Consider the following 25,188-nt stretch of genomic DNA (forward strand, 5'->3'; position numbering starts at 1 on the left):
GGCGGGTCGAGCGCCGCCGGAGCGCCCCCGTCAAGCCCGCCGCGACCGGACGCCGCCGGTGCCAGGGTGGAGCCGTGCCTCCCTGGACCCTCGCCCTCGCCAGCGGCGCCATCGGCGGCGCCACCCTCCTGATCGGCGCCGCGCTCGCCTGGTTCGTGCGCGTGCCCCCGAAGCTCACCGCCGCGATCTCCGCGTTCGGAGCAGGGGTGCTGATCTCGGCGCTCGCCTACGAGCTCGTGCAGGAGGCGGCGGACGACGGAGGACTGCTCCCGACGATCCTCGGCACGCTCGCGGGAGCCGTCGTCTTCGTCGGCGCGGACGCGCTGCTCACCCGCGCCGGCGCGGGGAACCGCAAGAGCGCGAAGGGGTCGGGCGGAGGAGGAGGCGCGGCCATCGCGGCCGGCGCCCTGATCGACGGGGTCCCCGAATCGATCGTGCTCGGCCTCTCGGTCGCCCAGGGCGGCGCGGGAGCGGCGATCAGCGTGCCCATCGTCGCCGCGGTCGCGATCTCGAACCTCCCCGAGGGCCTGTCCTCGACGGTCGGCATGAAAGCCGACGGCCGCTCCGCCCGCTACGTCTTCACCGTCTGGGGCGGGATCGCCGCGATCTCGGCCGCCGCAGCGCTGGTCGGCTTCCTGGTCTTCGCCACCGCACCGGGCGCGGTCGTGGCCTTCGTGACGACCGTCGCCGCCGGCGCGATCCTCGCCATGATCTCGAACACGATGATCCCCGAGGCGTTCGACCGCGACGACGTGCTCACCGGGCTGTACGCGGTCCTCGGGTTCGTGACGGCGTTCGCCTTGCACAGTGCTGGTTAGGACGCCGCTCCCCGCGCGGCGTCCCGCAGTCGGCTCCAGCGCGGGGCCGGGTCCCGAAGAGCGGCAGGCGCACGGCGACGCGGATCCGCTGGAACGCGGATCCCCGGATACGCCTCGCGAGGACGCCGCTGGTTAGGACGCCGCTCCCCGCGCGGCGTCCCGCAGTCGGCCCGAGCGCGGGGCCGGGTCCCGAGGAGCGGGTCGCGCACGGCGACGGGGATCCGCTGGAACGCGGATCCCCGGATACGCCTCGCGACGGCGCCGCTGGTTAGGACGCCGCTCCCCGCGCGGCGTCCCGCAGTCGGCTCCAGCGCGGGGCCGGGTCCCGAAGAGCGGCAGGCGCACGGCGACGGGGATCCGCTGGAACGCGGATCCCCGGATACGCCTCGCGAGGACGCCGCTCCCCGCGCGGCGTCCCGCAGTCGGCCCGAGCGCGCGGCCGGGTCTCGAGGAGCGGGATGCGCACGGCGACGGGGATCCGCTGGAACGCGGATCCCCGGATACGCCTCGCGAAGACGCCGCTGGTTAGGACGCCGCTCCCCGCGCGGCGTCCCGCAGTCGGCCCGAGCGCGCGGCCGGGTCCCGAAGAGCGGCAGGCGCACGGCGACGCGGATCCGCTGGAACGCGGATCCCCGGATACGCCTCGCGAGGACGCCGCTGCCTTCGGAACGGAGTGCGGTCAGCCGCTGAAGGCGGTGAGGGCGTCGTCGAGGATGCCGAGGCCGCGGGCGACCTCGGCGGGGGTGATGACGGCCGGCGGGACCACGTGGATCCGGTTGTCGGCGGTGAAGGGCAGGAGGCCGCGGGACAGCAGGTCGGCCTTGAGGCGGGCGACGGAGGCCGCCGGCAGCGGGGTGCGCGCGGCCCGGTCGGTGACCAGCTCCAGGGCCCAGAACACTCCGGAGCCCCGGACCTCGCCGATCAGGTCGTGCTTCGCCTCGAGAGCCGCCAGGCCGGGGGCCAGGTGCTCCGAGCCGATGGTGCGCGCGTTGTCGACGATCCCCTCCTCCTCCATCGCCTCGAGCGTCGCGACGACGCTGGCCGCGGCGAGCGGGTGTCCCGAGTAGGTGAGGCCGCCGGGGAAGACGCGCTCGTCGAAGTGGTGGGCGATCGGATCCGAGATGACGACGCCGCCGATCGGGACGTAGCCGGAGTTGACGCCCTTCGCGAAGGTGATCAGGTCGGGGCGCACGTCGAAGGCGTCGAAGGCGAACCACTCCCCCGTGCGGCCGAAGCCCGCCATGACCTCGTCGAGGATCAGCTGGATGCCGTACCGGTCGGCGATCTCGCGCACACCCGCGAGGTAGCCGGGGGGCGGGGTGAGCACGCCGGCGGTGCCGGGGATGGTCTCGAGGAGGAACGCGGCGATCGACTCCGGCCCCTCCGCCTGCACGACGCGCTCGAGGTGGTGGAGCGCGCGCTCGCACTCCTGCTCGAGGGTCTCCGCCCAGAACTCGCTGCGGTACAGGTAGGGCCCGAAGGCGTGCACGTGCCCGCGGGAGTACTCGTTCGGAATGCGGCGCCAGTCGCCGGTCGAGACGATCGCCGCTCCCGTGTTGCCGTGGTACGAGCGGTACAGCGAGACGACCTTGTCGCGGCCGGTGAACAGCCGCGCCATGCGGATCGCGTTCTCGTTCGCATCCGCGCCGCCGTTGGTGAAGAAGACCTTCTCCATGCCCTCGGGCGCCCGCTCGGTGATCAGGCGGGCCGCCTCGGCGCGGGTCTCGTTCGCGTAGGCGGGGCCGACGGTGGTGAGGACGCCCGCCTGCTCCTGGATCGCGGCGACGACCTTCGGGTGCTGGTAGCCGATGGTGACGTTCACGAGCTGGCTCGAGAAGTCGAGGTAGCGGGTGCCGTCGACGTCCCAGACCTCGGCGCCGAGACCGCCCGCGATCGGCAGCGGGTTCAGCGCGCCCTGCGCCGACCAGGAGTGGAACACGCGGGACCGGTCGGCGGCGGTGACCGAGGCGTTGTCGCGGACGGTGGGGGCGGTCGAGGACGTCATGCTCCCCATCGTGCCGCGCGCGCCTCGGAAGCGGGCGTGCGGATCCGTCGATCCGCGGACCCTACGATGGACGGAACGTCGAAGGGAGCCGCGCATGCCCGCGACCGTCCGCGATCTGCTGGCCGAACCGGCCTTCCGACTGCGCGTGCTCGCCGGCGTCCACGACGAGGCCGATCTCGACGCCCCCCTGGTGTGGGCGCACTCCTCGGACCTCGTCGATCCGACGCCCTGGCTCGAGTCGGGTCAGCTGCTGCTGACCGACGGCGTCCACTTCACCGGGCACGACAGCGCCGAGTTCTCGGAGGAGTACGTCGCCCGGCTGCGCGGCCGCGGCATCCGCGCGCTCGGCTTCGCCACCCGCATCGTGCACGACGAGGTGCCCGCCGCTCTCGTCACGGCGTGCGAGCGCCAGGGCCTGCCGCTGCTGGAGGTGGCGGACCTGACTCCGTTCATGGGGATCATCCGGTTCGTCGCCGACGTGATCTCGCGGGAGCAGCGCGAGCGGCTGGAATGGTCGCTCGAGGCGCAGCGGCGGGTCGCCCGCGCGGCGCTGCGGCCGGACGGGCTCGCGGCGATCCTCACCGAGCTGGAGCGGCAGCTGGACTGCTGGGTCGCCCTCTACGACGCGGCCGGGCAGAGGGTGCACCTGCCCACCCGGCTCGACGTGCCGGCGGAGGAGGCGGTCGCCGCGGCCGCGAGGCACGCGCTGACCCGCGGCAGCCGAGCGGGACTCCGGCTCGACGACGGCGGCGGTGTGACGCTGCAGACGATCGGGCGCCGCGACCACCTGCGCGGGGTGCTCGCCGTGGGCACGGGCACGCCGCTGGACCCGGCGGGCAGCGACCTCGTCGCGAGCGTCATCGCCCTGGCGAGCATCGCGCTGGAGCAGCGGCGCGCGCTGGACTCCTCCCGCCGGCAGCTGCGCTCCGAACTGCTCGAGCTGCTGGCCGCGGGAGCCTTCGACGTCGCCGAGAGCACCGCACGGCGCCTGGGGAGCCCGCTGCCCGCCGAGCCCGTGCGGGTGGTCGTGCTGAGCGCGCCCGTGCACGGCGACTCGCTCCTCGACGAGCTGGAGGTCGTGGCGGAGGAGGACGGCGCGCGCCTGTTCTTCGCCGAGAGGGACGGCTCGCTCGTCGCCGTGGCCGCCGCCGACGGACTCGAGCCGTTGACCGCCGTGCTGGAGCGGCACGGCGCGAGCGCCGGCGCCTCCGCCCCGATCGGCTGGTCGGACCTGGACCGGGGCCTCGAGGAGGCGCGGCGCGCCGCCGAGCGGACGGGAGACGGGACGGTGGTCCGCTTCGAGGACGTCGCCGCCGAGGGGATGATCGGGCTCCTCGCCGCCGCCGGAGCCGCACCGCTCGCCCGCCGGATGCTCGCACCGCTGCTGACCCCGGAGGGAGCCGTGCTGCTCGAGAGCGCCCGCGTCTGGCTCCGCCGCAACGGCGCCTGGGAGCCCGCCGCCCGTGACCTCGGCGTGCACCGTCACACCCTCCGCAACCGCATCACCGCCGTCGAGCGCGCCCTCGGCCTCGACCTCGACGACGTCTCCGCCCGCACCGAGCTCTGGACGGCGCTGGCGCTGTACTCATAGCCTCTCTCCTCCTTCGTCGTCGATCGGCCGCGGTCGGCTGGGGAAGGTGGTCGCGTACTGCAGAGCGGGTCACGTCCGCGCACGACGATCCGCTCACACGCGGATCGCCGGTTGCGCTCGGCCCTTCGGTGAATGACTGGTCCGGCTGAGCGGCTCCAGCAGGTGCGGAGCGCAACCGGTGATCCGCGTTGCAGCGGATCGACGTGCGCGGAACGCATGACGCTCTACGAAACGGAACCACCCTCCCGAGCCGACCGCGGCCGATCGACGAGCGCAGCGAGGAGATCGGCCTATGAATGCTGCGGGAACCCGAGGTTGATGCCGCCGTGGGAGGGGTCGAGCCAGCGGCTGGTGATGGCCTTCTGCTGGGTGAAGAAGCGGACGCCTTCGGCTCCGTGGGCCTTGGTGTCGCCGAAGAGGGACGCCTTCCAGCCGCCGAAGGAGAACGTGGCGACGGGGACGGGGATGGGGACGTTGATGCCGATCATGCCGATTTCGACCTCGTTCTGGAAGCGGCGGGCCGCTCCTCCGTCGTTGGTGAAGATGGCCGTGCCGTTGCCGAACGCGCCGTTGTTGATGAGTGCGACGCCCTCCTCGTAGGAGGCGACGCGGACGATGGAGAGCACCGGTCCGAAGATCTCCTCCGTGTAGGCGCGGGAGGTGGTGGGGACCTTGTCGAGCAGGGTCGGGCCGAGCCAGAACCCGTTCGCGTCGCCGTCCACCTCGATGCCGCGCCCGTCGATGACGACCTCCGCGCCGTCCTCCTCCGCGATCGCGATGTAGGAGGCGACCTTGTCGCGGTGCGCCTCGGTGATCAGCGGGCCCATGTCGCAGCCGCGGCGTCCGTCGCCGATGCGCAGCTTCGACGCCCTGTCCTGGATCCTGGTGATGAGCTCGTCGGCGACGGGCTCGACCGCGACGACGACCGAGATCGCCATGCACCGCTCCCCCGCCGAGCCGAAGCCGGCGTTGATGGCGGAGTCGGCGACGAGGTCGAGGTCCGCGTCGGGGAGCACCAGCATGTGGTTCTTCGCCCCACCGAGGGCCTGGACGCGCTTGCCGTGGCGGGTGCCCGTCTCGTAGACGTACTGCGCGATCGGGGTCGAGCCGACGAACGAGATCGAGCGGACGTCGGGGTGCTCGAGCAGCCCGTCGACGGCCTGCTTGTCGCCGTTGAGCACCGTGTAGACGCCGTCGGGGAGGCCGGCCTCCTTCCAGAGGGCGCCGAGCCAGATCGCCGGGGACGGGTCCTTCTCGGAGGGCTTCACCACGACGGTGTTGCCGGCGGCGATGGCGATGGGGAAGAACCACATCGGCACCATCGCAGGGAAGTTGAAGGGGGAGATGATGCCGACCACGCCGAGCGGCTGCTTGGTCGAGTAGACGTCGACGCCGGTGGAGACCTGCTCCGAGTACTCGCCCTTGAGGTGGTGCGCGAGACCCGTCGCGAACTCCACGACCTCCTGGCCTCGGGTGATCTCGCCGAGCGCGTCCGAGACGACCTTGCCGTGCTCCGACGTGATCAGCTCGGCGAGCTCCTGCTTCTTCGCCTCGAGGAGCTCGCGGAAGCGGAAGACGATCTGCTGCCGCTTCGCGAGCGACGTGTCGCGCCAGGCGGGGAAGGCGGCCTTCGCGGAGGCGACGGCGGCGTCCACCTCGGCGGAGTCGGCGAGCGCGACCTCCTTGGTCGCGACTCCCAGCGCCGGGTCGTAGACGGGAGCGGTGCGGCCGGACGAGGAGGCCGAGGGAGCCCCGTCGATCCAGTGGCCGACGACGGACAGGGCGGTGGCGGGCTCGGCGATGCTCATGGCGACGACTGTAGGGGCGTGACCACGGCCGCGGGGGTGCCGATCCGTCCAGCGGTGGAGGGGTGGTCTGGACGGATCGGCGCGCTCAGTCGGTGGGACGGGAGGCGTCGGGCGAGGGCGTCGCCGAATCGGGGCTCGAGGCGGCGGGGTGGGCCGCGCTCGGGTCCGCAGCGTCGGGGTCGGCCGCGCTCGGGCCCGCAGCGCTGGGATCCGCAGCGCCGAGGTCGGCGGCGCCGGCGCCGGCAGCGTCCGGCTCCGCGGCGTCCGGCTCCGCACCATCGGGATCGGCACCGGAGTCGGCGGCATCCTGCTCGGCTGTGCCGGTCACCTCACCGTTCACCTCGGCAGCGGACGCTTCAGCCGCAGTCTCCGCCGCACCCGCCGGGTCGAACCGCGCCAGCGCGGCCGTGATGTTGTCGTGCCCGCCGCGCTCGTTCGCCCAGGCGACCAGCGCCTCCGCGAGCGTGACCGGATCCGCGCCCACCCTCTCCTGCGCCTCGCGCAGCACGCGCGCGAGGTCCTCGGCGGCGGACGCGTAGTTCCAGAGCCCGTCGGAGCAGACCAGCACCCAGCCCGGCTCGGTCAGCTCCTCGGAGGCGACCCGCGGCTCCTCGTCGTGTGCGTCGGCGCCGAGCCAGCGGGTGATGGCGTGAGCGTCGGGCGCCGTCTCGGCCTGCTCCCGCGGCACTCCCGAGGCGATCTGCTCCTGCGCCCACGAATCGTCGACCGTGAGCTGCCGCGGCTCGCCCGCGTCCGGCATCCAGTAGCTGCGGCTGTCGCCCACGTTGCCCGTGACGAGCAGCGCGCCGTCCAGCACCGCCGCGGTGAAGGTGCACGAGGGCGGATTCGACCGCTTCTCGGGCACGGCCGCGTCGATCGCTCCGGAGGCGCGCGCGGTGGCCATCTGCAGCAGCGCGCGCCAGCGGTCCGCTCCCGCGCTCTCCCCGCCGACCTCGGCCTGCAGCGCGCTGAGTGCCGCACGGGCCGCGGCGAGCGACGCCTTGTCGGAGTCGGGGGTCGAGGAGACCCCGTCGCAGACCACCAGCAGCGCCGTCCTCAGAGAGCCGTCGGCGCCGGTGGTCGCCCCGAGCGCCATCGCGTCCTCGTTGGCCGGGTGCCGGAGCCCGCGGTCGCAGACGCCGCCGACCAGCGGGTGCGGCGCTTCGGCCCAGTGCTCGCGCTCGGTCGGAGCGGGGCGTCCGCACTGCTCGCAGTAGCCGTCCTCGGCGACCGCTCCCCCGCAGTAGACGCAGGCGGCGGATCCTCCGACGGCGACGGGCGGAGCGGAGGGGGTGGCCGCGACGATCAGCGGCGTCCCGCAGGCCTCGCAGAACGCGTCGCCCGTCGTGACCGGCTCGCCGCAGTTCGGGCAGGGAGTCGACAGCGCGCCGCTCATGTCAGCGTCCAGCGTCGGACCTCGTTGGCCCGGTCGACGAGGCGCAGGCGCTCGTCGCGCTCGCGAGTGGAGGCGGCGAGCGCGCGGTAGGAGGCCTCGAGGCCGTCGCGGATGGCGGCCTCGTTCGCCTCGACTCCGCCGAGGGTCGCTCCCTCGGCCGGGCCGTCGCGCCGCACCAGCTCGAGGGCGGAGGCGAGGACCTGGGTCGTGAGCTCGAGGCGGGTCCGCTGGTCGATCGACACGGAGTCGACGCTCGCGAGGGCGGCCGAGAGCGCGGGCAGCCCGCGGCCCGACTCCGCCAGCAGCTCCGCCCGGCGGCGGCGCGCGTCGGAGTAGGAGGAGCGCGTGGGCGCGACGATGTCGAGCGCGTCGAGCGCCCCGTCGAGGTCGGAGCGCAGCTGCCGCACCCGCGCGAGACCGAAGGCGGCGGGTGCCGTGTAGTTCGCGTCGGCGCGGGCGCAGATCACGTAGAGGGACTCGGCGACCTCGGGCTCACCGCTCGCCTCGCACGCCGCGGCGAGCGCGAGCTTCGGGGCGAGCTCGCCGGGGACCTGCCCGTAGACGGTGTTGAAGGAGGCGCGGGCCCCGATGTCGTCGCCGCGCGCGAGCTGCGCGAGACCGCTCATCCAGACCGCCCGCCACTCCCACGGGTCCTCCGTGAGTATCTCGCCCGTCGCGCGGGCCGCCTCCTCCCAGCGCTGCGCCTCGATCGCCGCCCGGGCGCGGGCGAGCCGCACCTCGACCGTCACGGTGGGCGCGAGCGCGAGAGCGCGCAGGCGCACGATCGGGTCGGCGACGTTCACGCCCGCGAGCCACGACCGGGCGGGATCGGACTCGTCGCGGCGGAGCGCCGGCAGCGCGTCCCACGGCGGGACGCGGTCGACCACGTCGGCCACGGGCGCCTCGAACAGGGCCGACTCCGTCGAGTGCAGCGCGGGGTGTCCGGGACCGCGGTCGGTCGCGACGACTTCGCGCAGCACTCCGAGCAGCTGGCCGCGCATCTCGTCCACCGTGGCGAAGCGGTCCTGCGGGTCGGGAGCGCATGCCTTCGCGATCAGGCGGTAGAAGGAGTCGTACCGCTGGAACAGCGGTGTCTCGGACACCGGCGGCAGCGAGGCGACGAAGGTCGTCTGGTTGCCGCGGAAGTCGAGCACCAGCGAGGCCAGCGTTCGGCCGATCGTGTAGACGTCGGAGGCGACCGAGGGACCGAGGTCGGCGACCTCCGGAGCCTGGTACCCGACGGTGCCGTAGATGGCGGAGTCCTCGTCGTCGATCCGGCGCACTCCGCCGAGGTCGATCAGCTTGACCTGGTCGCCCACCTGGATCATGTTGTCCGGCTTGAAGTCGCAGTAGAGCAGGCCGTGGTCGTGCAGGTAGGCGAAGGCGGGCATGACCTCGAGCACGAAGGCGAGCGCCTGGTCCACCGGCAGCGGATCCGCGGCGCCGCCGTTGGCGTCCAGCCGCTCCTTCAGGATCTGCTTGAGGCTCGGCCCGCCGACGTACTCCATCACGATGTAGCCGGCGCCGTCGTGCAGGACGAAGTTGTAGATCTCGACGATCAGCGGGTGCTCGACCTCGGCCAGGAACCGGCGCTCGGTGACGGCCGCGGCGTACGCGTCGGGGTCGCCGGAGTTGAGCAGGCCCTTGAGCACCACCCAGCGCCCCGAGACGTTCCGGTCGCGCGCGAGGTAGATCCAGCCGAGGCCGCCGTAGGCCAGGCAGCCGACGACCTCGTACTGGCCGCCGACGACATCGCCCTTCACCAGCTGCGGAGTGAACGAGAACGGCGTGCGGCAGTTGGGGCAGAACCCCTCGGTGCGGCCGGGCCGACCGTCGCGCCCGCGGCCGACGGCGGTGCCGCAGTGCGAGCAGAAGCGCTTGCGCTCGGGGAGGACCGCCTCGGTCATCAGAGCGGCCATCGGGTCGGCGGCCGGGCGGGACGGGACGGTGGTGAGCCCGGCGCCGAGCCTCGGGCCGCGCAGTCGGGTCGAGGTGGTGCCGACGCGGCGGGTGACCTTCGAGCCGGTCTGCGCCGTGCGGGCGGAGCCGAGGGCGGCGGTGGCGAGGCGGGCGGAGGAGGTGCGCGTGCTGCGCGCGGTGGCCGACTCCTCGGCAGGCCCGGGTGCCGTGGCGCCGGGGGTGCCCTCGACGAAGCCGGTGCCGAAGGCGGCGGAGGCGGTGGCGGGCGGGGAGGCCGGAGCGGCGCGGCGCGCGGTCGGCGTGGAGGCGGCGGCGCCCTCCTCGGGCGGGAGGCCGCAGACGTTGCAGTAGCCGTCCTCGATCGTCCCGGTGCAGCCGGGAGTCGCGGTGCAGGGGGCGCCGTTCATGGGGTGGCCTTCCGGTGGTGCGCGGGGTCGGGGTGCGGGAGGTCGCGGGTGACGACGTCGTACTGCTCGACCAGGTGGCGGGCGAGCGGGACGGAGCAGGGCACGGTGTCGAGGGCTGCGCGCACCTCCTCCTCGGCCGCGACACCGACGGCGGTGGCAGCGCGGCCGTTGCCCTCGGCACGCTCCCGCAGCGCCCGGAGGCGGAAGCCGAGGGCGGCCCGTTCGCGCAGCGGCGAGGTGTAGGCGGCCTCGACCGCGTCGAACGCGCGGCCGACGGCGGTGAGCCGGGCGAGGTGCGCGTCGAGCGCCTCGCGGTCGGACGGAGGATCGCCCAGCCGGGAGACGTCGGGCACGGCCAGCCGCGGCGGGTCGGCGATCTCGCGGCGGCAGCGGGCCACGAGCTCGCGCAGCGGCGCCTCGCGTCGCTCGGCCGCCTCCGCCAGCTCGCGCGCCCGACGGCGGTCGCGCTCGAGTCCGCGCCGCTCGGACGCGGCGATGATCAGGTCGCGCTCAAGCCGGGCGGAGTCGCTCTCGAGCTGGCCGAGCGGCCCCGACACGTCGGCTCCCCGGCCCGCCCGCTCGGCGAGCGCGTCGAGGCGGGAGCGCAGCACGGCGACCCGCTCCGCCCGCTCGCGGTCGACCGTGCCGCTCCCGTCGCGGGTGAGGTCGCGGCAGCGCTCGATCTCGGCGCGCACCCCCACGATCCGCCCGGCGACGTCGGTGCCGCTGGGGTCGAGCTCGAGCCGGGAGCGCAGCTGGCCGACGACCGCGTCGCAGAGGCGCACCGCCTCCACCAGCGAGACCGCGCCGCTCCCGGAGGCGTCGAGACGGCCCCAGATCAGCTGCGACATCCGCTCGCGCGCCACGACGTCGACGCGGCCGGAGTCCCAGACCGCCTCGAGCTCGGCGAGGCGCCTGGTGACCGACTCGCGGAGCGACTGGGCGAGCACCACGTCGGCCGTGTAGTTCTCGGCCTGCGGCGACGCCAGCGCGGCGGCGTCCAGCCGCGAGAGCTCGCGCGTGGTCCGCTGGAGCCAGCGGGTGAGAGCGGCGAGGTACTCGAAGAGCTCGCGCTGCGGCGCGGCCTCCCCCAGCCGGCCCGGAGCGACGGGGGTCCCCTCCGCGAGACCGGTGCTCATCGGCCGTACACCGGGGCCGGCGGCGAGGCCTCGCCGAGGACCCCGAGCCAGCGCTCGTAGATGCTCTGCCAGCGGCCGTCGCTGCGGATGCTCTCGAGCGAGGCGTTGACGAAGCGCACGAAGTCGGGGTCGTCGGCGGGCAGGCCGAGGCCGTAGGGCTCCGAGCTCAGGGCGTCGCCGACGACCTTCGCGTACGGGTCCTGCGCCACGAAGCCCGCGAGGATCGTGTCGTCGCCCGCGATGGCGTCGACCTCGCCGGCCTGGAAGAGGGCGAGGCACTGCGAGTGCGTGGCGGCCTCGACGGCCTCGACCTCCGGGTAGTCGTTCTGCAGGCGGCTGAGCGTCGTGGTGCCGCTGGGCGCGCAGACCCTCTCGCCGTCGAGGTCGCCGATGCCCGTGATCGGGACGCCGTCGGGGTCGTCGGAGACGAGCACCTTGAGGCCGGCGTCGTAGTACTCGGACGAGAAGGCGATCGAGCTCCAGCGGTCGCAGGTCATCGTGAGGGTGCGGGCGACCATGTCGACCTGCGGGGCGCCGTCGCCGCCGGTGAGCGCGGGGAGGCGCTGAGCGGAGGTGATCACGACGTAGTCGATGGAGTCGCTGCCGAGGATCGCCCGGGCGACCTCGCGGGCGATGTCGACGTCGAAGCCCTCGATCGCCCCCGTGATCGGGTTGCGGGCGCTCATCAGGAGGGTGTCGGCCGAGACGCCGACGCGCAGGGTCCCGCGCCCGCGGATCTCCGCGAGCCTGGTGCTGTCGGTCACGCCGGTCGGCGCGTAGGAGGTGACCGCCGAGGGCGAGCAGTCCGCCGCGGCAGGAGCGGCGGGAGCGGACGCGCTCGCCGTCGGAGTCGGGGTCGCCGCGGCGAGGGGCGTGCCGAGGTCGTCCGCCCCCGTCGTGCAGCCGGTGAGGGCGAGTGCCGCGGCGGTGGCCAGGGCGAGGGCGGCGGCGCGCAGGCGGTTCATCGGTACTCCTCCAGTCGCTGGGCGATGCCGCGCCAGGCGAACACGGCTCCGGCGAGACCGGCCGCCAGCAGGATCCACGAGACGAGGGTCGCGAACTCCGCGCCTCGGTCGAGCGTGGTGGCGGCGGCCAGTGCCTTCTCCTGCACCACGTCGCGGGCGTCGTCGGAGAAGGTGGTGAAGAGGTCGTTCGGCGTGCCGTTCCCGGTGATCGTGGCGACGCGGACCGCCTGGTCCCAGTTCCCGGCGTCGTCCGCCTCCCGGATCTCCTCGTGGAACGACTGCCACTGCCCGAACTCGTCGACGAGCCGTGTCCTCGCCAGCTCGTCCTGCAGGTCGCCCGAGAGCTTCTCCCGGGCGGAGTCGACGGCCTGGGTGTAGCGCTCCTCGAGGGCGGCGCCGGAGCCGCGCTTGATCAGCGTGAAGCTCTCGAGCGACTTGGCGTCGCTCGCGGCGATGAGCGCGTTCGACACGGTGAGCGCCTCGCGGTAGGACTCGACCCGCGCCGTCCCCGCGTCCGCCGCGACCGATCCGTAGGCGAGCGCCCCGCCGACGCCGACGACCAGCAGGAGGGCGGTCCCCGTGGCGAGCGGGCGGTTGAGGTAGCGGTGCGTACGGCGGGCGAGCCAGAGCTGCGCCGCCAGGAGGAGGACCAGCATCACGAGCGAGCCGATCATGAGCAGGACGCTCCAGCGGACGGCGTCGTAGGCGGCCGCGACCCGGTCGGCACCGGAGTCGACGAGCCCGTCGAGGTCCTCGAGGATGCCGCCGTCTCCCGAGAGGGCAGTCGACGCCTGGTCGAGGTACGCCGAGGCGACGGGGAAGCCCTGCCGGTTGTTGGCTCGCGCCTGCTCGATCAGCCCGCTGTAGGTCGTGATGCTGCTGGCGACCCGGGCGAGGGCCCGGGTGTCCGCCGAGTCGGCGGCCGAGAGCCCGGCGATCGCGGAGGCGGCGCCGGTGAGGCTCGAGACGTACGACGCCCGCAGCTCGGTCGGCTCCAGTCCGCCGACGAGGAAGGTGTTGGCCGCGATCGCGTTGGCGTCCACCAGCAGCGTGCGGACGTTCTGCACGCCGAGCAGCTGCGCCGACTGCTCCCGGGCCGTCGTCGCGGCGCGCGCCTGCATCGCTCCTGCCTGCTGCGCGAACACGCCGAACAGCACGGCCGCCAGCGCCGTCAGGGCGAGCAGGAGGCGCAGGGTGGCCGGAGTGGTCGCGGTCGCGCGGGCCAGCAGCGACGGCTTCCGCTGCGCCGGCCGGTTGGCGACCTGGACGAGGGGCGGCTCGGGGATCCTCTGCGCGGGCGGCGCGGCGGGTGCGGTGCTCAAGGGCTCTCCTCCTCGGGGTCGTCGGTGACGGGGACGGCCGTGCCGCTCGGGGCGGCGTCCGCCTGCCCGAAGGCCTCCTCAGAGCCGTCGACCGCGCCCTCGTCGTCGTCGCCGGCTCCGTCCGGGCTGCTCGAGGCTTCGGGGCTCTCCACCACGTCCTCGGGGAGCAGGATGCGCAGCTCGTCGAGCGTCGGCTCCTCCACGTCGCGGAGGCGCCAGGCGTGCCGGGCGATCGCCGCGTCGAGGACGTTGCGGACCCAGCGCCCGTTGCCGAACGCCTCCGTGCGCTGCTGCGCCGAGGCGAGGCCCGCGAACGCGGCGAGCGCCTCCTCCGTCGGCTCGAAGTCCGCGGAGGCGGCGAGGCGGCCGAAGATCGCCGAGAGCTCGTCGTCGGAGTAGTCGGCGAAGTCGATCGTGGTCGAGAAGCGGCTGGCGAGACCCGGGTTCGTGTCGAGGAAGCCCTGCATCGGCCCGGAGTAGCCGGCGACGATCACGACGAGGTCGCCGCGGTGGTCCTCCATGTCCTTCACGAGGGTGGTGACCGCCTCCGCGCCGTACTGGTCGAGCGCGAGCGCGTAGGCCTCGTCGATGAAGAGGACGCCGCCGCGCGCGGAGGCGATCACCTCCGCGGTCTTCGTCGCGGTCTGCCCGAGGTAGCCGGCCACCAGCTCCGATCGGTCGACCTCGACGAGCACGCCCTTCGAGAGGATGCCGAGCGAGCGGTAGATCCGCGAGACCAGCCGCGCAACCGTCGTCTTGCCCGTGCCGGGGTTCCCCGTGAAGACGAGGTGGCGGGTGAGCGTGGGCGTGCTGAGTCCGGCGGCCTGGCGCAGGGTGTCGATCCGGAGCAGCTGCGTCTGCCGCTTGATCTCGCTCTTCACCCGGTCGAGGCCGATCAGCGCGTCGAGCTCGGCGAGCAGGTCGTCGATGGACTCCGGCGGGTCGAGCGGCTCCGGCTCGGAGGCGGGCTCCGCGGCGGGAGCGGCGGCGGGCGCCGGCTCGTCCTGCGGACCGTCGTGCTCGGTCCGGCGGAGGCGCTCGAGGATCTCGTCGACCCCGGGCACGCCGGCGGGCAGACCGGTCGGCAGGTCGGCGCTCGCGGCACCGTCCGGCGTCCGGCCGGTCGTGTGCGGTACTCCTCCGCTCGTCGTCGGAGCGGCGCCCCGGGCGCCCGGGACGGCGGAGAGCTGGGCCGCGGCGGTCGCGGAGGCGGAGGCGATGCCGCCGATGCCCGGGTCGCCGAGAGCGCTGGCCGCCGAGACGACCTCGGTCAGGGCGCGGGCGTAGGCGGAGGAGTGGTGCGAGCCCGCACCGACCAGGGCGGCCAGCTGATCGGTCGGCCCCGACCGCCAGCGCCGGCCGCTCGAGGCGGCGGTGAAGAACGCCTCCAGACCGCCCGTCGCGCCGGTCGCGGCGAGCCAGTCCTGCCCGGCGCCGCGGATCGACTCGGCGACGGCGGCGGCCAGCCGTGCACCCTCGTCGCGGACGGCCGCGGCGTCGAGGCCGGCGGCCGTCCCCGCGAGCACGAGGGCGTCCAGCGCCGGGGCGAGCGCGGTCACGAGGCGCTCGGCGGGGTCAGCGAGCCGGATCCGGACGGCGCTCCCGGCTGCGGAGGCGCGTCGAGACCGCTCGGGGAGAGCGAGGACTCCGTGAACTTCTCGGCCAGGAACTGCCCGTGCGCGATCAGCGCCGAGGCGTCCTGCCGCGAGACGGCGGCCGAGATGCGGTCGAGCGTGCCTCCGAGGAGGTCGAGCTGGTCGCAGAGGATCATCAGCGAGGTCTTCCCCCTGTGCACGGCGCGGCGGTCGGCGAAGTCCCTCGGCAGGCGGAGGTAGCCCTCGACCGCCTCGGGGAGGTAGCTGGTCGCGGTCGCGACGACGGTGTGGCCCTGACGGCTCATCCCGCCGAGGCGGTCGAGACGGGGCACCATCTCGCGGACCGTCTCGTCGATCCGCTGGATGCGTGCCGCGACGATGCCGGGAACCCGGCCCTCCGTCCGCGTGCCGACCCTGTCGAGCGCCGCGAGGATGTCGTCGCTCGTCGGGACGCTCGGCAGAGCGGGCGCGGTCTCCTCCGGCGCCGCGGGGGCACCCGTGAACAGTCGGGAGAACCAGCCCATCGGCTAGCGGCCGAGATCGAGCGAGGACGTCGCGTCGATGTCCGAGTTGCTGCGGCGGGCCCGCTCGACGTACTCGCCGGCTTTCGCCGTCTCGGTCTGCAGGACTCCGACGGTCTGGGCCATGCTGTCGAGCGCCTTGATCTTGAAGTCCGAGATCGAGTCCATCGTCTGGTAGATGTTCGCGAACGCGGCCTGCAGCTGCGGCAGCCCGACCGTGGCCGAGGCGGCCTGCGACTGGATCGAGGCCGACTGGTCGGCGAGCATGCGCGAGGTGGCCTCGATCATGTTGGACGTCGTGGTGTTCAGCGCCGTGATCTGATCGAGCACGAGGCGCTGGTTGGCGAGCGCCTGCGCCACGATGACCGCCGTGCGCAGCGCCGAGACGGTCGTGGTCGTCGCGCGGTCGACGCCCTTGATCAGCTCGACGTTGTTCTTGATGACGACGTCGATCGCGAGGTAGCCCTGGATCGACACGGCCAGCTGGGTCAGCAGGTCCTGGTGCTTCTGGCGCGCGTAGAAGAGGACGTCCTCGCGCAGCGCCTTCGCCCGCTCCGGATCGGTCGCGTCGAGCTCGGCGATCTTCGCCGAGAGCTTCACGTCGAGCCGCTCGGCGACGTAGATGTACTCGTTGAGACGGGTCATCGTCTCCCAGAGGTTCTGCTTCTCGAGATTCAGGGCCGCGTTGTCCTTCCGCAGCTCGTCCTGCCCGTCGTACAGGGCCTGGATGATCGCGTTCAGGTGCGACTGGGCGCTCTCGTAGCGGCGGAAGTAGTCGGTGATCTTGTTGCCGAACGGGATGAAGCCCAGGATCTTCTTCTGCAGGTTGTCCTCGGACGGGTCCAGATCCTCCACCGTGCGGCGCAGCTCGAGCAGCGTCTTGCCGATGGTCGACCCCTCGGAGAGCCCGCCCTCCTGGAGGGCGCGCACCGGCGTGCTCAGCAGCCGGTTCGACGAGTCGGCGGCCGAGCGGATGTCGGCGTCGCCCATCGTGCGGATGTCGTTGGCCCGCGTCGCGAACTCGGGGCTGCGGGACTCCGTCGCCAGGAGCGTGTCGAGGTAGCCGTCGACCTTCGCCTCGAGGCCGGGCAGGGCGGCTTCCGGCACCTTCGGCGCGATCGACGGCGCCGAGGTGGTCGGCACCGCTGCCACCGGCTCCGGAGGCGTGAGCGAGAGGGCGTTCTGGACGGGCGGCTGCAGGGCCTCGGTCATCGGGATCCTCACCGTTCCTGGCGCTCGGCGCCGACTGGGATGAACGTCCGCCCAGCATATCCCGGGCCCTCCCGCGGGATCCCCGCGAGCCGCCTCGTCCGAGGACTCGACGCGATCGGGCGGCTGTGGAGGAGCATCCGCCGCCGGTCAGACCGCCTTCGGGCGCCTCCGCAGCGTCGCCACCGCGACTCCGGCCAGGGCGAGCGCGCCTCCGAGCAGCGCGGCGAGCGGCGGGGTCTCGCCCAGGACGAGCCAGGACAGCAGCACGACCACCGCGGGCACCGCGTAGGTGGACGCCGCGGTGCGACCCGCGCTGGAGCGCGCGAGGACGTACCCCCACGTCGTGAAGGCGACGGCAGTCGGGAAGATCCCGAGGTAGACCACGGCCAGGATCGAGGAGAGCGGAGCGGCGGCGAGCGCCTCGACGAGCTCCGGGGCGAAGGGCAGGCACGCGACCGTGCCGGCGAGGCAGCCGAGCCAGGTCATCGTCGGTGCGTCGATCCGTCCCAGCAGGCGCTTCTGAAGGGTCGCCGCGCTGCCGTAGACGACGGCGGCGACCAGGCCGAGGGCGACGCCGATCACGTCGAACTGCCCGGTGGAGGTGGAGAACGCGATCACCGCGACGCCGGTCAACGCCACGAGCATCCCGGCGAGGAGACGGCGGGGGAACCCCTCCCCCAGCAGCAGCCCGGCGAGCACGGCGGTGATCATCGGCGCGATGTTCACCAGCAGCGCCGCCGTCCCCGCGTCGACGTGCCGCTCCGCAGCGTTCAACGCCAGGTTGTAGACCCCGAACCAGGCGACCCCCCAGCCCAGCACGAGCAGGAGGAGGCGCCCGCGCGGGACCGCCGTGCGCGGATCCGGAGCCGCCTCCGAGCGTCGCCTCCGGGCGGTGAGGACGACGCGGACGACCGTGAGCGCGAGCGACCCGACCACGATGCGGCCGAGGGTCAGCGCGCCCGGGCCGAAGTCCTCCGTCGTGGCGCGGATGCCGACGAAGGCCGACGCCCAGAGAAGGACAGTGACCGCGATCGCGCTCCACAGCAGGAGGGCGTCCCTCGTGGAGGGCGGGGCGGAGGAGGAGACGTCGGTCATGAGGCCATCGTGGCGCTGCCGGGGATTCAGCACCAGTTCCGTTCACTGTCGGATAGTTCAGCCGGACTGTACGGTCGTCCCATGCTCGACGTGCACCGGCTCCGCATCCTCCGCTCCGTTGTCGCCTCCGGCTCGATCGCGGGAGCCGCCTCCGGCCTCGGCTACACGCCCTCCGCCGTCAGCCAGCACCTCACCGCTCTGCAGCGCGAGACCGGACTGACGCTGCTGGAGCGCGTGGGCCGCGGCGTCCGCCCGACCCCCGCCGGACGCGCCCTCGCCGCCCAGGCGGACCGCGTCCTCGAGCGCCTCGCCGAAGCGGAGGCCGTGGTGGAGGAGCTGCGCGAGGGCCGCTCCGGCCGCCTCTCGGTGACGTACTTCGCCTCCGTCGGCAGCGCCTGGATGCCGGAGGTCGCCCGCCGGCTGACCGCCGCGTTCCCCGGCCTCGCCCTCGATCTGCGCCTGGGAGAGGAGCTCGACGACGACCTCGGAGCGCGCCCCGACGTGCAGCTCCTCGTCGCCTCCTCCGAGCCGACCGCCCCCGGATTCACGGCGCACCACCTCCTCGACGACCCCTACCTCGTCGTCCTGCCCGACGGTCATCCGCTCGCCTCCCGGAGCGAGATCGACCTCGCCGAGCTCGCGAACGAGCGCTGGGTCGACAACGACCTGCCCACCGGCTGGTGCCGCCGGAACGTCGTGGAGGCCTGCGCCGCCGCCGGGTTCGCGCCGCCCTTCCACGTCCAGGCCAACGACCACATCACCGCCGCCGCGTTCGTCGCCGCGGGTATGGGAGTGACGGTCCTGCCGGAGCTCGCGGCGCACCGCCTGCCGGACGGCGTCCGCGCCGTGCCCGTCGTCCGTCCCCGGCCCGTCCGCTCCCTCGAGGCCGTCGTGCGGAACTCCGCCGCCTCCTCCGCACCGGTGGCCCTGGTGCTGGAGACACTGAAGGCCCTCGCCGCGCGCCGCTGAGCGCGCCTGCACGGGCGAGCTCGCAGCACACCGGAGCACGATGGGCGCGTGAGCTCCGTCGAACCCGTCACCCGTTCCGCGCCCGCGCTCGGCGGACCGCGCATCCTGAAGCAGCGCTGGACCGAGGCGACGTTCCTGCACTGGCGGGTCGACCCCGCCCTGGTGGCGCCCCACCTCCCGGCCGGGACGAGGCCCGACGAGCACGACGGCTCCTCCTGGGTGGGCCTGATCCCGTTCCGGCTCTCGCGGACGGCCTTCCTCGGCGGCCCGCGGGTGCCCTGGCTCGGCACCTTCCCCGAGGTGAACGTCCGGCTCTACTCCGTCGACGAGCAGGGACGACGCGGAGTCGTGTTCGTCTCGCTCGACGCCTCCCACCTCCTTCCCGTGCTCACCGCGCAGGCGGTGTTCGGGCTCCCCTACCGCTGGGCCCGGATGAGCATCGAGCACCGCCACGGCGCGGTGATCTACGACACGATCCGGCACTCGGACTCGGCCGCCCGCTCCCGGATCGTCGTCCGCCCGGGCGACCCGGTCGGCGAGGACCCGCTCGCCTCGTTCCTCACTGCACGCTGGGCCTACCACGAGCGCCACCTGGGCTCCACCTGGTACGGCCGCAACCTGCACCGGCCGTGGCCGCTGCGCCGCGCGGAGCTGCTGGCGCTCGACGACGGGCTGCTCGACGCCGCGGGCTTCCCCGGGCTGGCGACGCGCGCGCCGGACTCGGTGCTGTACTCGGCGGGAGTGGAGACCGTGTTCACGGTGCCGCGGAAGGTGTGAGGGGGGCGACCCTCGTGGGGGGTGGCGCTGACCGACATTCATCGGAGAGCATTCGTCTGCATCGATGTCAGCTCAGCTTCACCGGGAGTCAACCGTGGAATTCACCGAACGTCTCATCGCCCTGGCCACCAAGGTCCATCAGCAGCGGGAGATCATCCAGACCGAGGAGGCGACCAAGAACGCCTTCATCATGCCCTTCATCTCGACGATCCTCGGATACGACGTCTTCAACCCGCTCGAGGTCGTTCCCGAGTTCATCGCCGACGTCGGAGTGAAGAAGGGCGAGAAGATCGACTACGCGATCGTCCACAACGGCGATGTGCAGATGCTGATCGAATGCAAGAAGTCCACCGAGCCGCTCCGCATCGAGCACGCTTCGCAGCTCTTCCGCTACTTCGCCGTCACGAACGCGAGGATCGCGATCCTCACGAACGGCGAGCAGTACCACTTCTACACGGACCTCGACGCGCCCAACCGCATGGACGCGAAGCCGTTCCTGGTACTCGACCTGACGGATATCGACGAGACTCTCATCCCCGAGCTGATGAAGCTCACGAAAGAGGTGTTCGACCTCGATTCGATCATCAACGCGGCCGGCGAGCTCAAGTACATCGGGCAGCTGAAGCGGGAGCTCGGCGCTCAATTCACCGCTCCGAGCGACGAGTGGATCAAGTTCTTCACCACGCGGGTCTACGACGGCGCTTACACGCAGAAGGTGAGGGAGCAGTTCTCCGCACTCGTCTCGAAAGCCTCGAAGCAGTTCCTCAACGAACAGGTCAACGAGCGGCTGAAGACCGCCCTCGGCGCACCCAACTTCCCCCGCACGGAGGCGATTGCAGCGGAGCAGTCGCTGACCAGCCAGGTCGTCGTGGAGGAGGAGCTCGAGGAGCAGAGCGACATCGAGACGACGCTGGAAGAGCTCGAGGGCTACCAGATCATCAAGGCCATCGCCTGCAGCGAAGTGAAGGTGAACCGGATCGCGCAGCGAGACGCGAAGTCGTACTTCGCCGTCATCCTCGACGACAACAACCGGAAGCCGGTGGCTCGTCTCCATTTCAACCGGAAGCAGAAGTACCTCGGCACGTTCGACGCCGAGAAGGTCGAGACCCGGCACCCGATCGCCTCGCTCGACGAGATCTACGAGCACGCGCAGACGATCCGGGAGACAGTGCGCGCCTACGCCTGAAGGCCAGGAGGTAGTCGCTCCTCCACAGGCGGTCGACTCGACGTTCTTCTCACAGAGCGAGCGGGGAGCCACCCGTGGAACGCCTGCGATCGTTTGACTGGCGACATGCACATCACGAATAATCCGGAGGCCTCCGGCAGCGACCTGCTGACCTCGGTGGGGACGGTCTGCGCACGGCACGCCGAGCGCTCTGCCGTCGAGGCATCCCGGTACCGGGCGATCGAGGAGGCACGCCGCCTCGCGATGGCGGCACCGGCGGCTCTCATCGGCGACCACGTCCAGGTGCAGGTGGATCAGGCGGAGGCGGCGCACCGGGCGCTGATCGCGGAGCTCGCGACGGGACTCCGGGTCTCGGAGGCGCACGCCTCTGCACTGGTCGACGAGGCACGCCTGCTGGTGAACGACCTCCCGGCGACGTTGCGCGCACTCGCGGACGGAGCGCTCTCCCCCGAGCATGCGCGACTCGTGGTGCGAGGAGCAATCGACGTCCCGGCTGAGGCCCGTGGGCGCTTCGACGAGGAGGCCGCGACGATCGCGGTCGCCTGCACGCCGCCCCAGCTGCGACGCGCCCTCCGGTCGCTCCGGGAGCGGCTGCACCCGCAGACGCTCAGCGAACGTCATCGGGACTGCGCCCGTCGTCGCGCGCTCTGGGTGGAGGGCCTCGACGACGGGATGGCGATCCTGCACCTCTACACCGCAGCTCCCGATGTGCTCGGTGCGATGGACAGGATCGACCGGGCCGCCCGCTCCCTCGCGGATCTGCCGGACGAGGAGCGGACGCTGGGCCAGCTCCGCGCAGACATCGCCGCTGCGCTGCTGGTCGATGGGGAGACATCGGCCGACGGAGACGGCACGTCGATGCCGGCGGGAGTGCGCGCCGAAGTCGCGGTGACCGTGCCTGCACTGACCCTCCTCGGGCGCTCCGACCAGCCCGCCGTCCTCGACGGATACGGACCCGTCGATCCGGAGACCGCGCGGCGTCTCGCAGCAGGTGCTCCCTCGTTCACGCGGCTGCTCACCCATCCGGAGAGCGGAGCGGTCCTCTCCGTCGGACGCGACTCCTACCGAGTGCCGGCGGACCTGCGTCGCCACCTCCAGCACCGCGACGGGACCTGCCGGTTCCCGGGATGCACCCGCAGCACGCGCCGCGCGGACGTCGACCACACGAACGACTGGCAGCACGGAGGCACCACGTCGGCCGACAACCTCGCGCACCTCTGCCGACACCACCACCGGCTCCGCCACACCACGGGGTGGACGCACCGGCAGGAGCCGGACGGCACGCTGCGCTGGACGAGCCCGACGGGACGGCAGCATGTCACCCGGCCCGGGGAGCCAGGGAACGGGACGGAGGGCAGACACGATCCAACCGGGACCGGCGGGCCGTGACAAGGGGCAGGTCGGGTGGCGTGGACCGGCAGGTCAAGGGGCGGGCCCGCTTCGGCGCGCCCGCGTAGCGTGGACGCACGGGCCGATCGGCGTGGAAGCGACAAGAGGGGCAGCGACATGGCAGGAACGAAGGACAGGAAAGACGCGACGACGGGGACCTCGGCGGTGCTCTTCGACATCGACGGGACCCTCGCCGACACGAACTTCCTCCACGTCGAGGCGTGGTCGCGCGCCTTCTGGCAGGCCGACCTCGTCGTGCCCGCCTGGCACATCCAACGAGCGATCGGCGCAGACTCGTCGGAGCTGCTCGACATGCTCCTCGAGGACGACGTGAAGGAGGAGCAGCGCGCACTGGTGAAGTCGCTGCACACCAAGAACTACGCCGAGACGACAGCACGCATCGTTCCACTCCCGGGAGCTCGCGAGCTCGTCGCGACGCTCGTCGGTCGAGGCGTCCACGTCGTCCTCGCCACCTCGGCACCGCAGAACGAGCTGGACGTGCTTCTCGACGTCCTCGACTTCGGCGGCTCCGTCCACGCTGTCACCAGCGGCGCAGACGTCTCGACCGCCAAGCCAGCACCCGACCTGATCTCGATCGCGCTCGACCGCGCGGGCGTCTCCGTCGACCGCGCCGTCATGGTCGGCGACGCGACCTGGGACGTCCTGGCCGCCGAGCGCGCGGGCCTGGCAACGGTCGGAGTCCTCTCCGGCGGTACCTCGGAGCACGAACTCCGCGAGGCTGGGGCCGTCGCCGTCTACGAGGACGCGGCGGCCGTCCTGACCGGTCTCGGTGATGGGCCCCTCGCGAGCCTCCTGAGCTGACCGGCCGTCGTCACAGGAGGGTCACGAGCCTCAGTCGCGGGGCCGCCGTCGCAGCACGAGGAGCGTCACTCCGATGGCGGCGGCGACCGCGGCGAGAGCGCCGCCGATCCACAGGACGTCCCCGAGGAGTGCCGGGTCCGATCCGGACGTCGCCTGCGCCTCGTCGGCGGACTCGGCCTGTCCTCCTGAGAGCGCGACGGTGCCGTTGCAGTCCGGGACCGAGTCCGACCCGTCGGCGAGCGCGGTCCCGTCGACCGGTGCCCAGTCGAACGCGTACTGGCCCGACACGGGGTGCCCGTCGGTCGACACGACCTGCCAGGTCACCTCGTACTCCCCCGCCGCGCCGAGCTCGAGCGGCATCGACGCTTCCGGCCCGACGACGCTGACGCAGCCGTCGCCGTAGTAGAGCCCGTCCGGCCCGACGACGCGCAGAGCCGCCGCCGTTCCGTCTGTCCCGAGGACGAGCAGGTCGTCGTTCGTCGTCAGCACCAGCGTTCCCGGCTGCTCCGTCACGGTCGAGTCCGCAGCGGGAGTCGTCGAGACGAGGTAGTTGTGCGCGCTCGCGGGCGCCGCCACCGCGATCGAACCGAGCAGCCCGATCGCGGTAGCGGCGACGAGGGCCTTCCGACGGGTCACGCCGACGCCCGGGGTCCGCGGCGGCGGGAGGCGAGCCCGACGGCCACGCCGACCGCGCCGACGACGAGCCCGCCGACTCCGAGGATGCGGGCGAGCACGTCGTCGCCGCTCGTGGCCGTCGTCGCCGAGGCAGTGGTCGCGACCGCGTCGTCACCGTCGCCGTCGTCGTCGTGTCCGCCCCCGTGGCCGGACCCCGCTTCCGCCGCGGTCACCGCGACGGTGGGAGCGGGCAGCTCGGGCTCGTCCTGGCCGTCGACGGTCGGCTGGTCCCAGGCGGTGCTGCCGGTCTCGCACGTCTGCAGCACGGGGAACTCCAGCGTGGAGCCCGCCGCGTCCTCGGGGAGCTGAAGCTGGAGGGCGACGGTGTCGCGGTAGCCGTCGGCGAGGGGAGTCTTCGCCGTGTAGACCACGTCCGAGACCCGCTCGGTCGCGGTGTTCCCGTGGGAGTCGGTGACCGGGTCGGCGATTGCGACCTCGTTCTTCACGACGTCCCAGTTCGGGTTGATCGTCGGGCTGACCGAGTTGATGCCGTCGGGCATCGTGATCGTGAGTCCCGTCGTCGGCGAGCCCTCGCAGCCGTGGGCCAGCGAGAACGTCACCACCGTGTACGAGCCGGCGGCGGTGCTGCTCGCCGCCGCGGTCACGTGGGCGCTGGCCGCAGTGGGCGCGGCGACAGCGAGCGCGATCGATCCGGCGGCGACGAGTGCGCCGCTGCCGACGAGGCGGAGCCGCGAGAAGGAAGAAGAAGAAGAAGAACGGGTCATGACGGTCGTGTCCTCGGGGGAGATCCGGCGCGGGGCCGGGAGTTCTGGACGCAGCGCGGGTTCGCGGTGCATGCGGAGGCGCCGACCGGAGCCGCTCCCGCACGGGAGGGGCGTCAGGCGGCGCGGAGGACCCGCAGCGGCGGCCCGCGGTGCCGGAGGATCGAGAGGACCGCGTCGAGGGAACGGGGCGCCCGCGGCTCGGGGGTGCCCGTCATCGAGACGCCGGGTGCCGATGGGAGCGCGACCGCGGACGCGCGGGCGACGATCCGTACGACGACGCGCTGGAGGCCTGCTCCCAGCGTCCAGAAGAGGCGCTCGCCGTACCGGAACGACGCGATCGTGAAGGCAGCCGCAGCGAGGTGGGCGACGAGCATCACCGGCGCGTGAGCCGCGTGTCCGCCTCCGCCGGCGATCAGCTCGATGGTCGACCCGTCGTGGAAGTGCGCGCCGGTGCCCGTCGTCCCGACCACGCTCACCTCCCCACCACTGCCCGTGATGAGGAAGAGGCCGTGGTACGCGATCTGGCTGAGGAGCACGGAGAGCGTCAGCCGGGGAAGGGACAGACGGCGCCCCGAGAGGAGGACGCAGACGACGACGGCGAACGCCGCGGCGAGGGCGAGCACGGCAGGAGTGGGGGTCTCGGCGCCCGCGACCGTGTGGGAGGCGGCGGCCGTGGCGGTCGCGGCGAGAGCGGCGGCGACGCCGCGAGCCACTCGTGCACCTCGGGTCTGCACTCGCCCGTCCTCTCGTCGTCGTGTCGACGCGTGCGCGCGACGTCTCCAGGGTAATCGACGCGGCGGAGCAGCCGCCCGCCGTCCCGGTTCCCTGCCGTTACGAAGCCGTTACCTAGA

Annotated in this window: 21 protein-coding genes; 7 read left to right on the forward strand and 14 right to left on the reverse strand. The window is 73.1% G+C overall.

What is annotated here, in order from left to right:
• The first annotated feature begins 74 nt into the window (after window positions 1-74).
• The gene (locus GSU40_RS13155) at window positions 75-818 is read left to right on the forward strand and encodes a ZIP family zinc transporter (RefSeq protein WP_104223842.1); all 744 of its coding nucleotides are present in this window, start codon (window positions 75-77) and stop codon (window positions 816-818) included.
• Between the two features lie 679 nt (window positions 819-1,497).
• Here GSU40_RS13155 and GSU40_RS13160 read toward each other — a convergent pair.
• Window positions 1,498-2,823 (reverse strand): aspartate aminotransferase family protein, encoded by a 1,326-nt coding sequence (locus GSU40_RS13160; protein ID WP_104282233.1) that lies wholly within the window; start codon window positions 2,821-2,823, stop codon window positions 1,498-1,500.
• 94 nt (window positions 2,824-2,917) lie between these two features.
• Between GSU40_RS13160 and GSU40_RS13165 the strand changes: the two genes are divergently transcribed.
• A complete protein-coding gene (locus tag GSU40_RS13165) occupies window positions 2,918-4,414 on the forward strand; it encodes a PucR family transcriptional regulator (RefSeq protein WP_160035239.1) in 1,497 nt (498 codons plus the stop codon).
• Window positions 4,415-4,704: 290 nt separating this feature from the next.
• On the opposite strand, the gene GSU40_RS13170 is transcribed toward GSU40_RS13165, so the two are convergent.
• From GSU40_RS13170 to GSU40_RS13215, 10 genes are all read right to left on the reverse strand, one after another.
• On the reverse strand, window positions 4,705-6,222 hold the full coding sequence (locus tag GSU40_RS13170; RefSeq protein WP_160035241.1) for a CoA-acylating methylmalonate-semialdehyde dehydrogenase: 1,518 nt from the start codon (window positions 6,220-6,222) through the stop codon (window positions 4,705-4,707).
• 85 nt (window positions 6,223-6,307) lie between these two features.
• Window positions 6,308-7,618, reverse strand: coding sequence for a PP2C family serine/threonine-protein phosphatase (locus GSU40_RS13175; protein WP_160035243.1), 1,311 nt, complete (start codon window positions 7,616-7,618; stop codon window positions 6,308-6,310).
• Window positions 7,615-9,945, reverse strand: coding sequence for a serine/threonine-protein kinase (locus tag GSU40_RS13180; RefSeq protein WP_104223838.1), 2,331 nt, complete (start codon window positions 9,943-9,945; stop codon window positions 7,615-7,617). Before GSU40_RS13180 ends, GSU40_RS13175 begins: the two co-directional genes overlap by 4 nt.
• The gene (locus GSU40_RS13185; protein ID WP_160035245.1) at window positions 9,942-11,084 is read right to left on the reverse strand and encodes a hypothetical protein; all 1,143 of its coding nucleotides are present in this window, start codon (window positions 11,082-11,084) and stop codon (window positions 9,942-9,944) included. Before GSU40_RS13185 ends, GSU40_RS13180 begins: the two co-directional genes overlap by 4 nt.
• On the reverse strand, window positions 11,081-12,049 hold the full coding sequence (locus GSU40_RS13190; protein ID WP_104233136.1) for a glutamate ABC transporter substrate-binding protein: 969 nt from the start codon (window positions 12,047-12,049) through the stop codon (window positions 11,081-11,083). The genes GSU40_RS13185 and GSU40_RS13190 overlap by 4 nt, the downstream gene beginning before the upstream one ends.
• The gene (locus GSU40_RS13195) at window positions 12,046-13,371 is read right to left on the reverse strand and encodes a hypothetical protein (RefSeq protein ID WP_104226187.1); all 1,326 of its coding nucleotides are present in this window, start codon (window positions 13,369-13,371) and stop codon (window positions 12,046-12,048) included. The genes GSU40_RS13190 and GSU40_RS13195 overlap by 4 nt, the downstream gene beginning before the upstream one ends.
• The gene (locus GSU40_RS13200; RefSeq protein ID WP_244229483.1) at window positions 13,368-14,930 is read right to left on the reverse strand and encodes an AAA family ATPase; all 1,563 of its coding nucleotides are present in this window, start codon (window positions 14,928-14,930) and stop codon (window positions 13,368-13,370) included. The genes GSU40_RS13195 and GSU40_RS13200 overlap by 4 nt, the downstream gene beginning before the upstream one ends.
• The gene (locus tag GSU40_RS13205) at window positions 14,927-15,490 is read right to left on the reverse strand and encodes a hypothetical protein (protein ID WP_160035247.1); all 564 of its coding nucleotides are present in this window, start codon (window positions 15,488-15,490) and stop codon (window positions 14,927-14,929) included. Before GSU40_RS13205 ends, GSU40_RS13200 begins: the two co-directional genes overlap by 4 nt.
• Before the next feature lie 3 nt (window positions 15,491-15,493).
• On the reverse strand, window positions 15,494-16,699 hold the full coding sequence (locus tag GSU40_RS13210) for a toxic anion resistance protein (RefSeq protein ID WP_104223833.1): 1,206 nt from the start codon (window positions 16,697-16,699) through the stop codon (window positions 15,494-15,496).
• A gap of 147 nt (window positions 16,700-16,846) precedes the next feature.
• Window positions 16,847-17,794, reverse strand: a complete 948-nt coding sequence (locus tag GSU40_RS13215) for a DMT family transporter (RefSeq protein ID WP_160035249.1) — start codon at window positions 17,792-17,794, stop codon at window positions 16,847-16,849.
• Window positions 17,795-17,875: 81 nt separating this feature from the next.
• Here GSU40_RS13215 and GSU40_RS13220 point away from each other — a divergent pair, with 81 nt between their 5' ends.
• The 5 genes from GSU40_RS13220 to GSU40_RS13240 all read left to right on the forward strand — a co-directional run bounded on the left by GSU40_RS13220 (window position 17,876) and on the right by GSU40_RS13240 (window position 22,937).
• Window positions 17,876-18,763 (forward strand): LysR family transcriptional regulator, encoded by an 888-nt coding sequence (locus GSU40_RS13220; RefSeq protein ID WP_104267139.1) that lies wholly within the window; start codon window positions 17,876-17,878, stop codon window positions 18,761-18,763.
• Between the two features lie 48 nt (window positions 18,764-18,811).
• Complete coding sequence (locus tag GSU40_RS13225; protein ID WP_104237664.1) at window positions 18,812-19,540, forward strand: DUF2071 domain-containing protein; 729 nt, start codon at window positions 18,812-18,814, stop codon at window positions 19,538-19,540.
• A 94-nt stretch (window positions 19,541-19,634) separates the two neighbouring features.
• Window positions 19,635-20,726, forward strand: coding sequence for a type I restriction endonuclease (locus GSU40_RS13230; RefSeq protein ID WP_244229484.1), 1,092 nt, complete (start codon window positions 19,635-19,637; stop codon window positions 20,724-20,726).
• 105 nt (window positions 20,727-20,831) lie between these two features.
• Window positions 20,832-22,115 carry an HNH endonuclease signature motif containing protein gene (locus GSU40_RS13235; RefSeq protein ID WP_160035253.1) on the forward strand — a complete coding sequence of 428 codons (1,284 nt, stop codon included), beginning with the start codon at window positions 20,832-20,834 and terminating at the stop codon, window positions 22,113-22,115.
• A gap of 117 nt (window positions 22,116-22,232) precedes the next feature.
• Window positions 22,233-22,937: an HAD family hydrolase gene (locus GSU40_RS13240; RefSeq protein ID WP_160035255.1), complete on the forward strand. Its 705-nt coding sequence runs from the start codon at window positions 22,233-22,235 to the stop codon at window positions 22,935-22,937.
• Window positions 22,938-22,967: 30 nt separating this feature from the next.
• Here GSU40_RS13240 and GSU40_RS13245 read toward each other — a convergent pair whose 3' ends face one another.
• Genes GSU40_RS13245 through GSU40_RS13255 form a run of 3 tightly spaced genes read right to left on the reverse strand, consistent with a single transcriptional unit; the run spans window position 22,968 to window position 25,050 of the window.
• Entirely contained in the window at window positions 22,968-23,573 is a 606-nt protein-coding gene (locus GSU40_RS13245) for a copper resistance CopC family protein (RefSeq protein WP_160035257.1), read from the reverse strand.
• Window positions 23,570-24,409 (reverse strand): YcnI family protein, encoded by an 840-nt coding sequence (locus tag GSU40_RS13250; protein ID WP_160035259.1) that lies wholly within the window; start codon window positions 24,407-24,409, stop codon window positions 23,570-23,572. The genes GSU40_RS13245 and GSU40_RS13250 overlap by 4 nt, the downstream gene beginning before the upstream one ends.
• A gap of 41 nt (window positions 24,410-24,450) precedes the next feature.
• The gene (locus GSU40_RS13255) at window positions 24,451-25,050 is read right to left on the reverse strand and encodes a hypothetical protein (RefSeq protein WP_160035261.1); all 600 of its coding nucleotides are present in this window, start codon (window positions 25,048-25,050) and stop codon (window positions 24,451-24,453) included.
• Window positions 25,051-25,188 lie beyond the last annotated feature (138 nt).

The organism is Rathayibacter sp. VKM Ac-2805 (assembly GCF_009834265.1).
Lineage (GTDB): Bacteria > Actinomycetota > Actinomycetes > Actinomycetales > Microbacteriaceae > Rathayibacter.

Excerpts from the sequence above, each read along its gene's own strand:
- GSU40_RS13175 (WP_160035243.1), bottom strand. The coding sequence starts at position 7,618 with ATGAGCGGCGCGCTGTCGACTCCCTGCCCGAACTGCGGCGAGCCGGTC.
- GSU40_RS13160 (WP_104282233.1), bottom strand. The coding sequence starts at position 2,823 with ATGACGTCCTCGACCGCCCCCACCGTCCGCGACAACGCCTCGGTCACC.
- GSU40_RS13235 (WP_160035253.1), top strand. The coding sequence starts at position 20,832 with ATGCACATCACGAATAATCCGGAGGCCTCCGGCAGCGACCTGCTGACC.
- GSU40_RS13170 (WP_160035241.1), bottom strand. The coding sequence starts at position 6,222 with ATGAGCATCGCCGAGCCCGCCACCGCCCTGTCCGTCGTCGGCCACTGG.
- GSU40_RS13185 (WP_160035245.1), bottom strand. The coding sequence starts at position 11,084 with ATGAGCACCGGTCTCGCGGAGGGGACCCCCGTCGCTCCGGGCCGGCTG.
- GSU40_RS13250 (WP_160035259.1), bottom strand. The coding sequence starts at position 24,409 with ATGCACCGCGAACCCGCGCTGCGTCCAGAACTCCCGGCCCCGCGCCGG.
- GSU40_RS13165 (WP_160035239.1), top strand. The coding sequence starts at position 2,918 with ATGCCCGCGACCGTCCGCGATCTGCTGGCCGAACCGGCCTTCCGACTG.
- GSU40_RS13190 (WP_104233136.1), bottom strand. The coding sequence starts at position 12,049 with ATGAACCGCCTGCGCGCCGCCGCCCTCGCCCTGGCCACCGCCGCGGCA.
- GSU40_RS13220 (WP_104267139.1), top strand. The coding sequence starts at position 17,876 with ATGCTCGACGTGCACCGGCTCCGCATCCTCCGCTCCGTTGTCGCCTCC.
- GSU40_RS13210 (WP_104223833.1), bottom strand. The coding sequence starts at position 16,699 with ATGACCGAGGCCCTGCAGCCGCCCGTCCAGAACGCCCTCTCGCTCACG.
- GSU40_RS13180 (WP_104223838.1), bottom strand. The coding sequence starts at position 9,945 with ATGAACGGCGCCCCCTGCACCGCGACTCCCGGCTGCACCGGGACGATC.
- GSU40_RS13215 (WP_160035249.1), bottom strand. The coding sequence starts at position 17,794 with ATGACCGACGTCTCCTCCTCCGCCCCGCCCTCCACGAGGGACGCCCTC.
- GSU40_RS13240 (WP_160035255.1), top strand. The coding sequence starts at position 22,233 with ATGGCAGGAACGAAGGACAGGAAAGACGCGACGACGGGGACCTCGGCG.
- GSU40_RS13205 (WP_160035247.1), bottom strand. The coding sequence starts at position 15,490 with ATGGGCTGGTTCTCCCGACTGTTCACGGGTGCCCCCGCGGCGCCGGAG.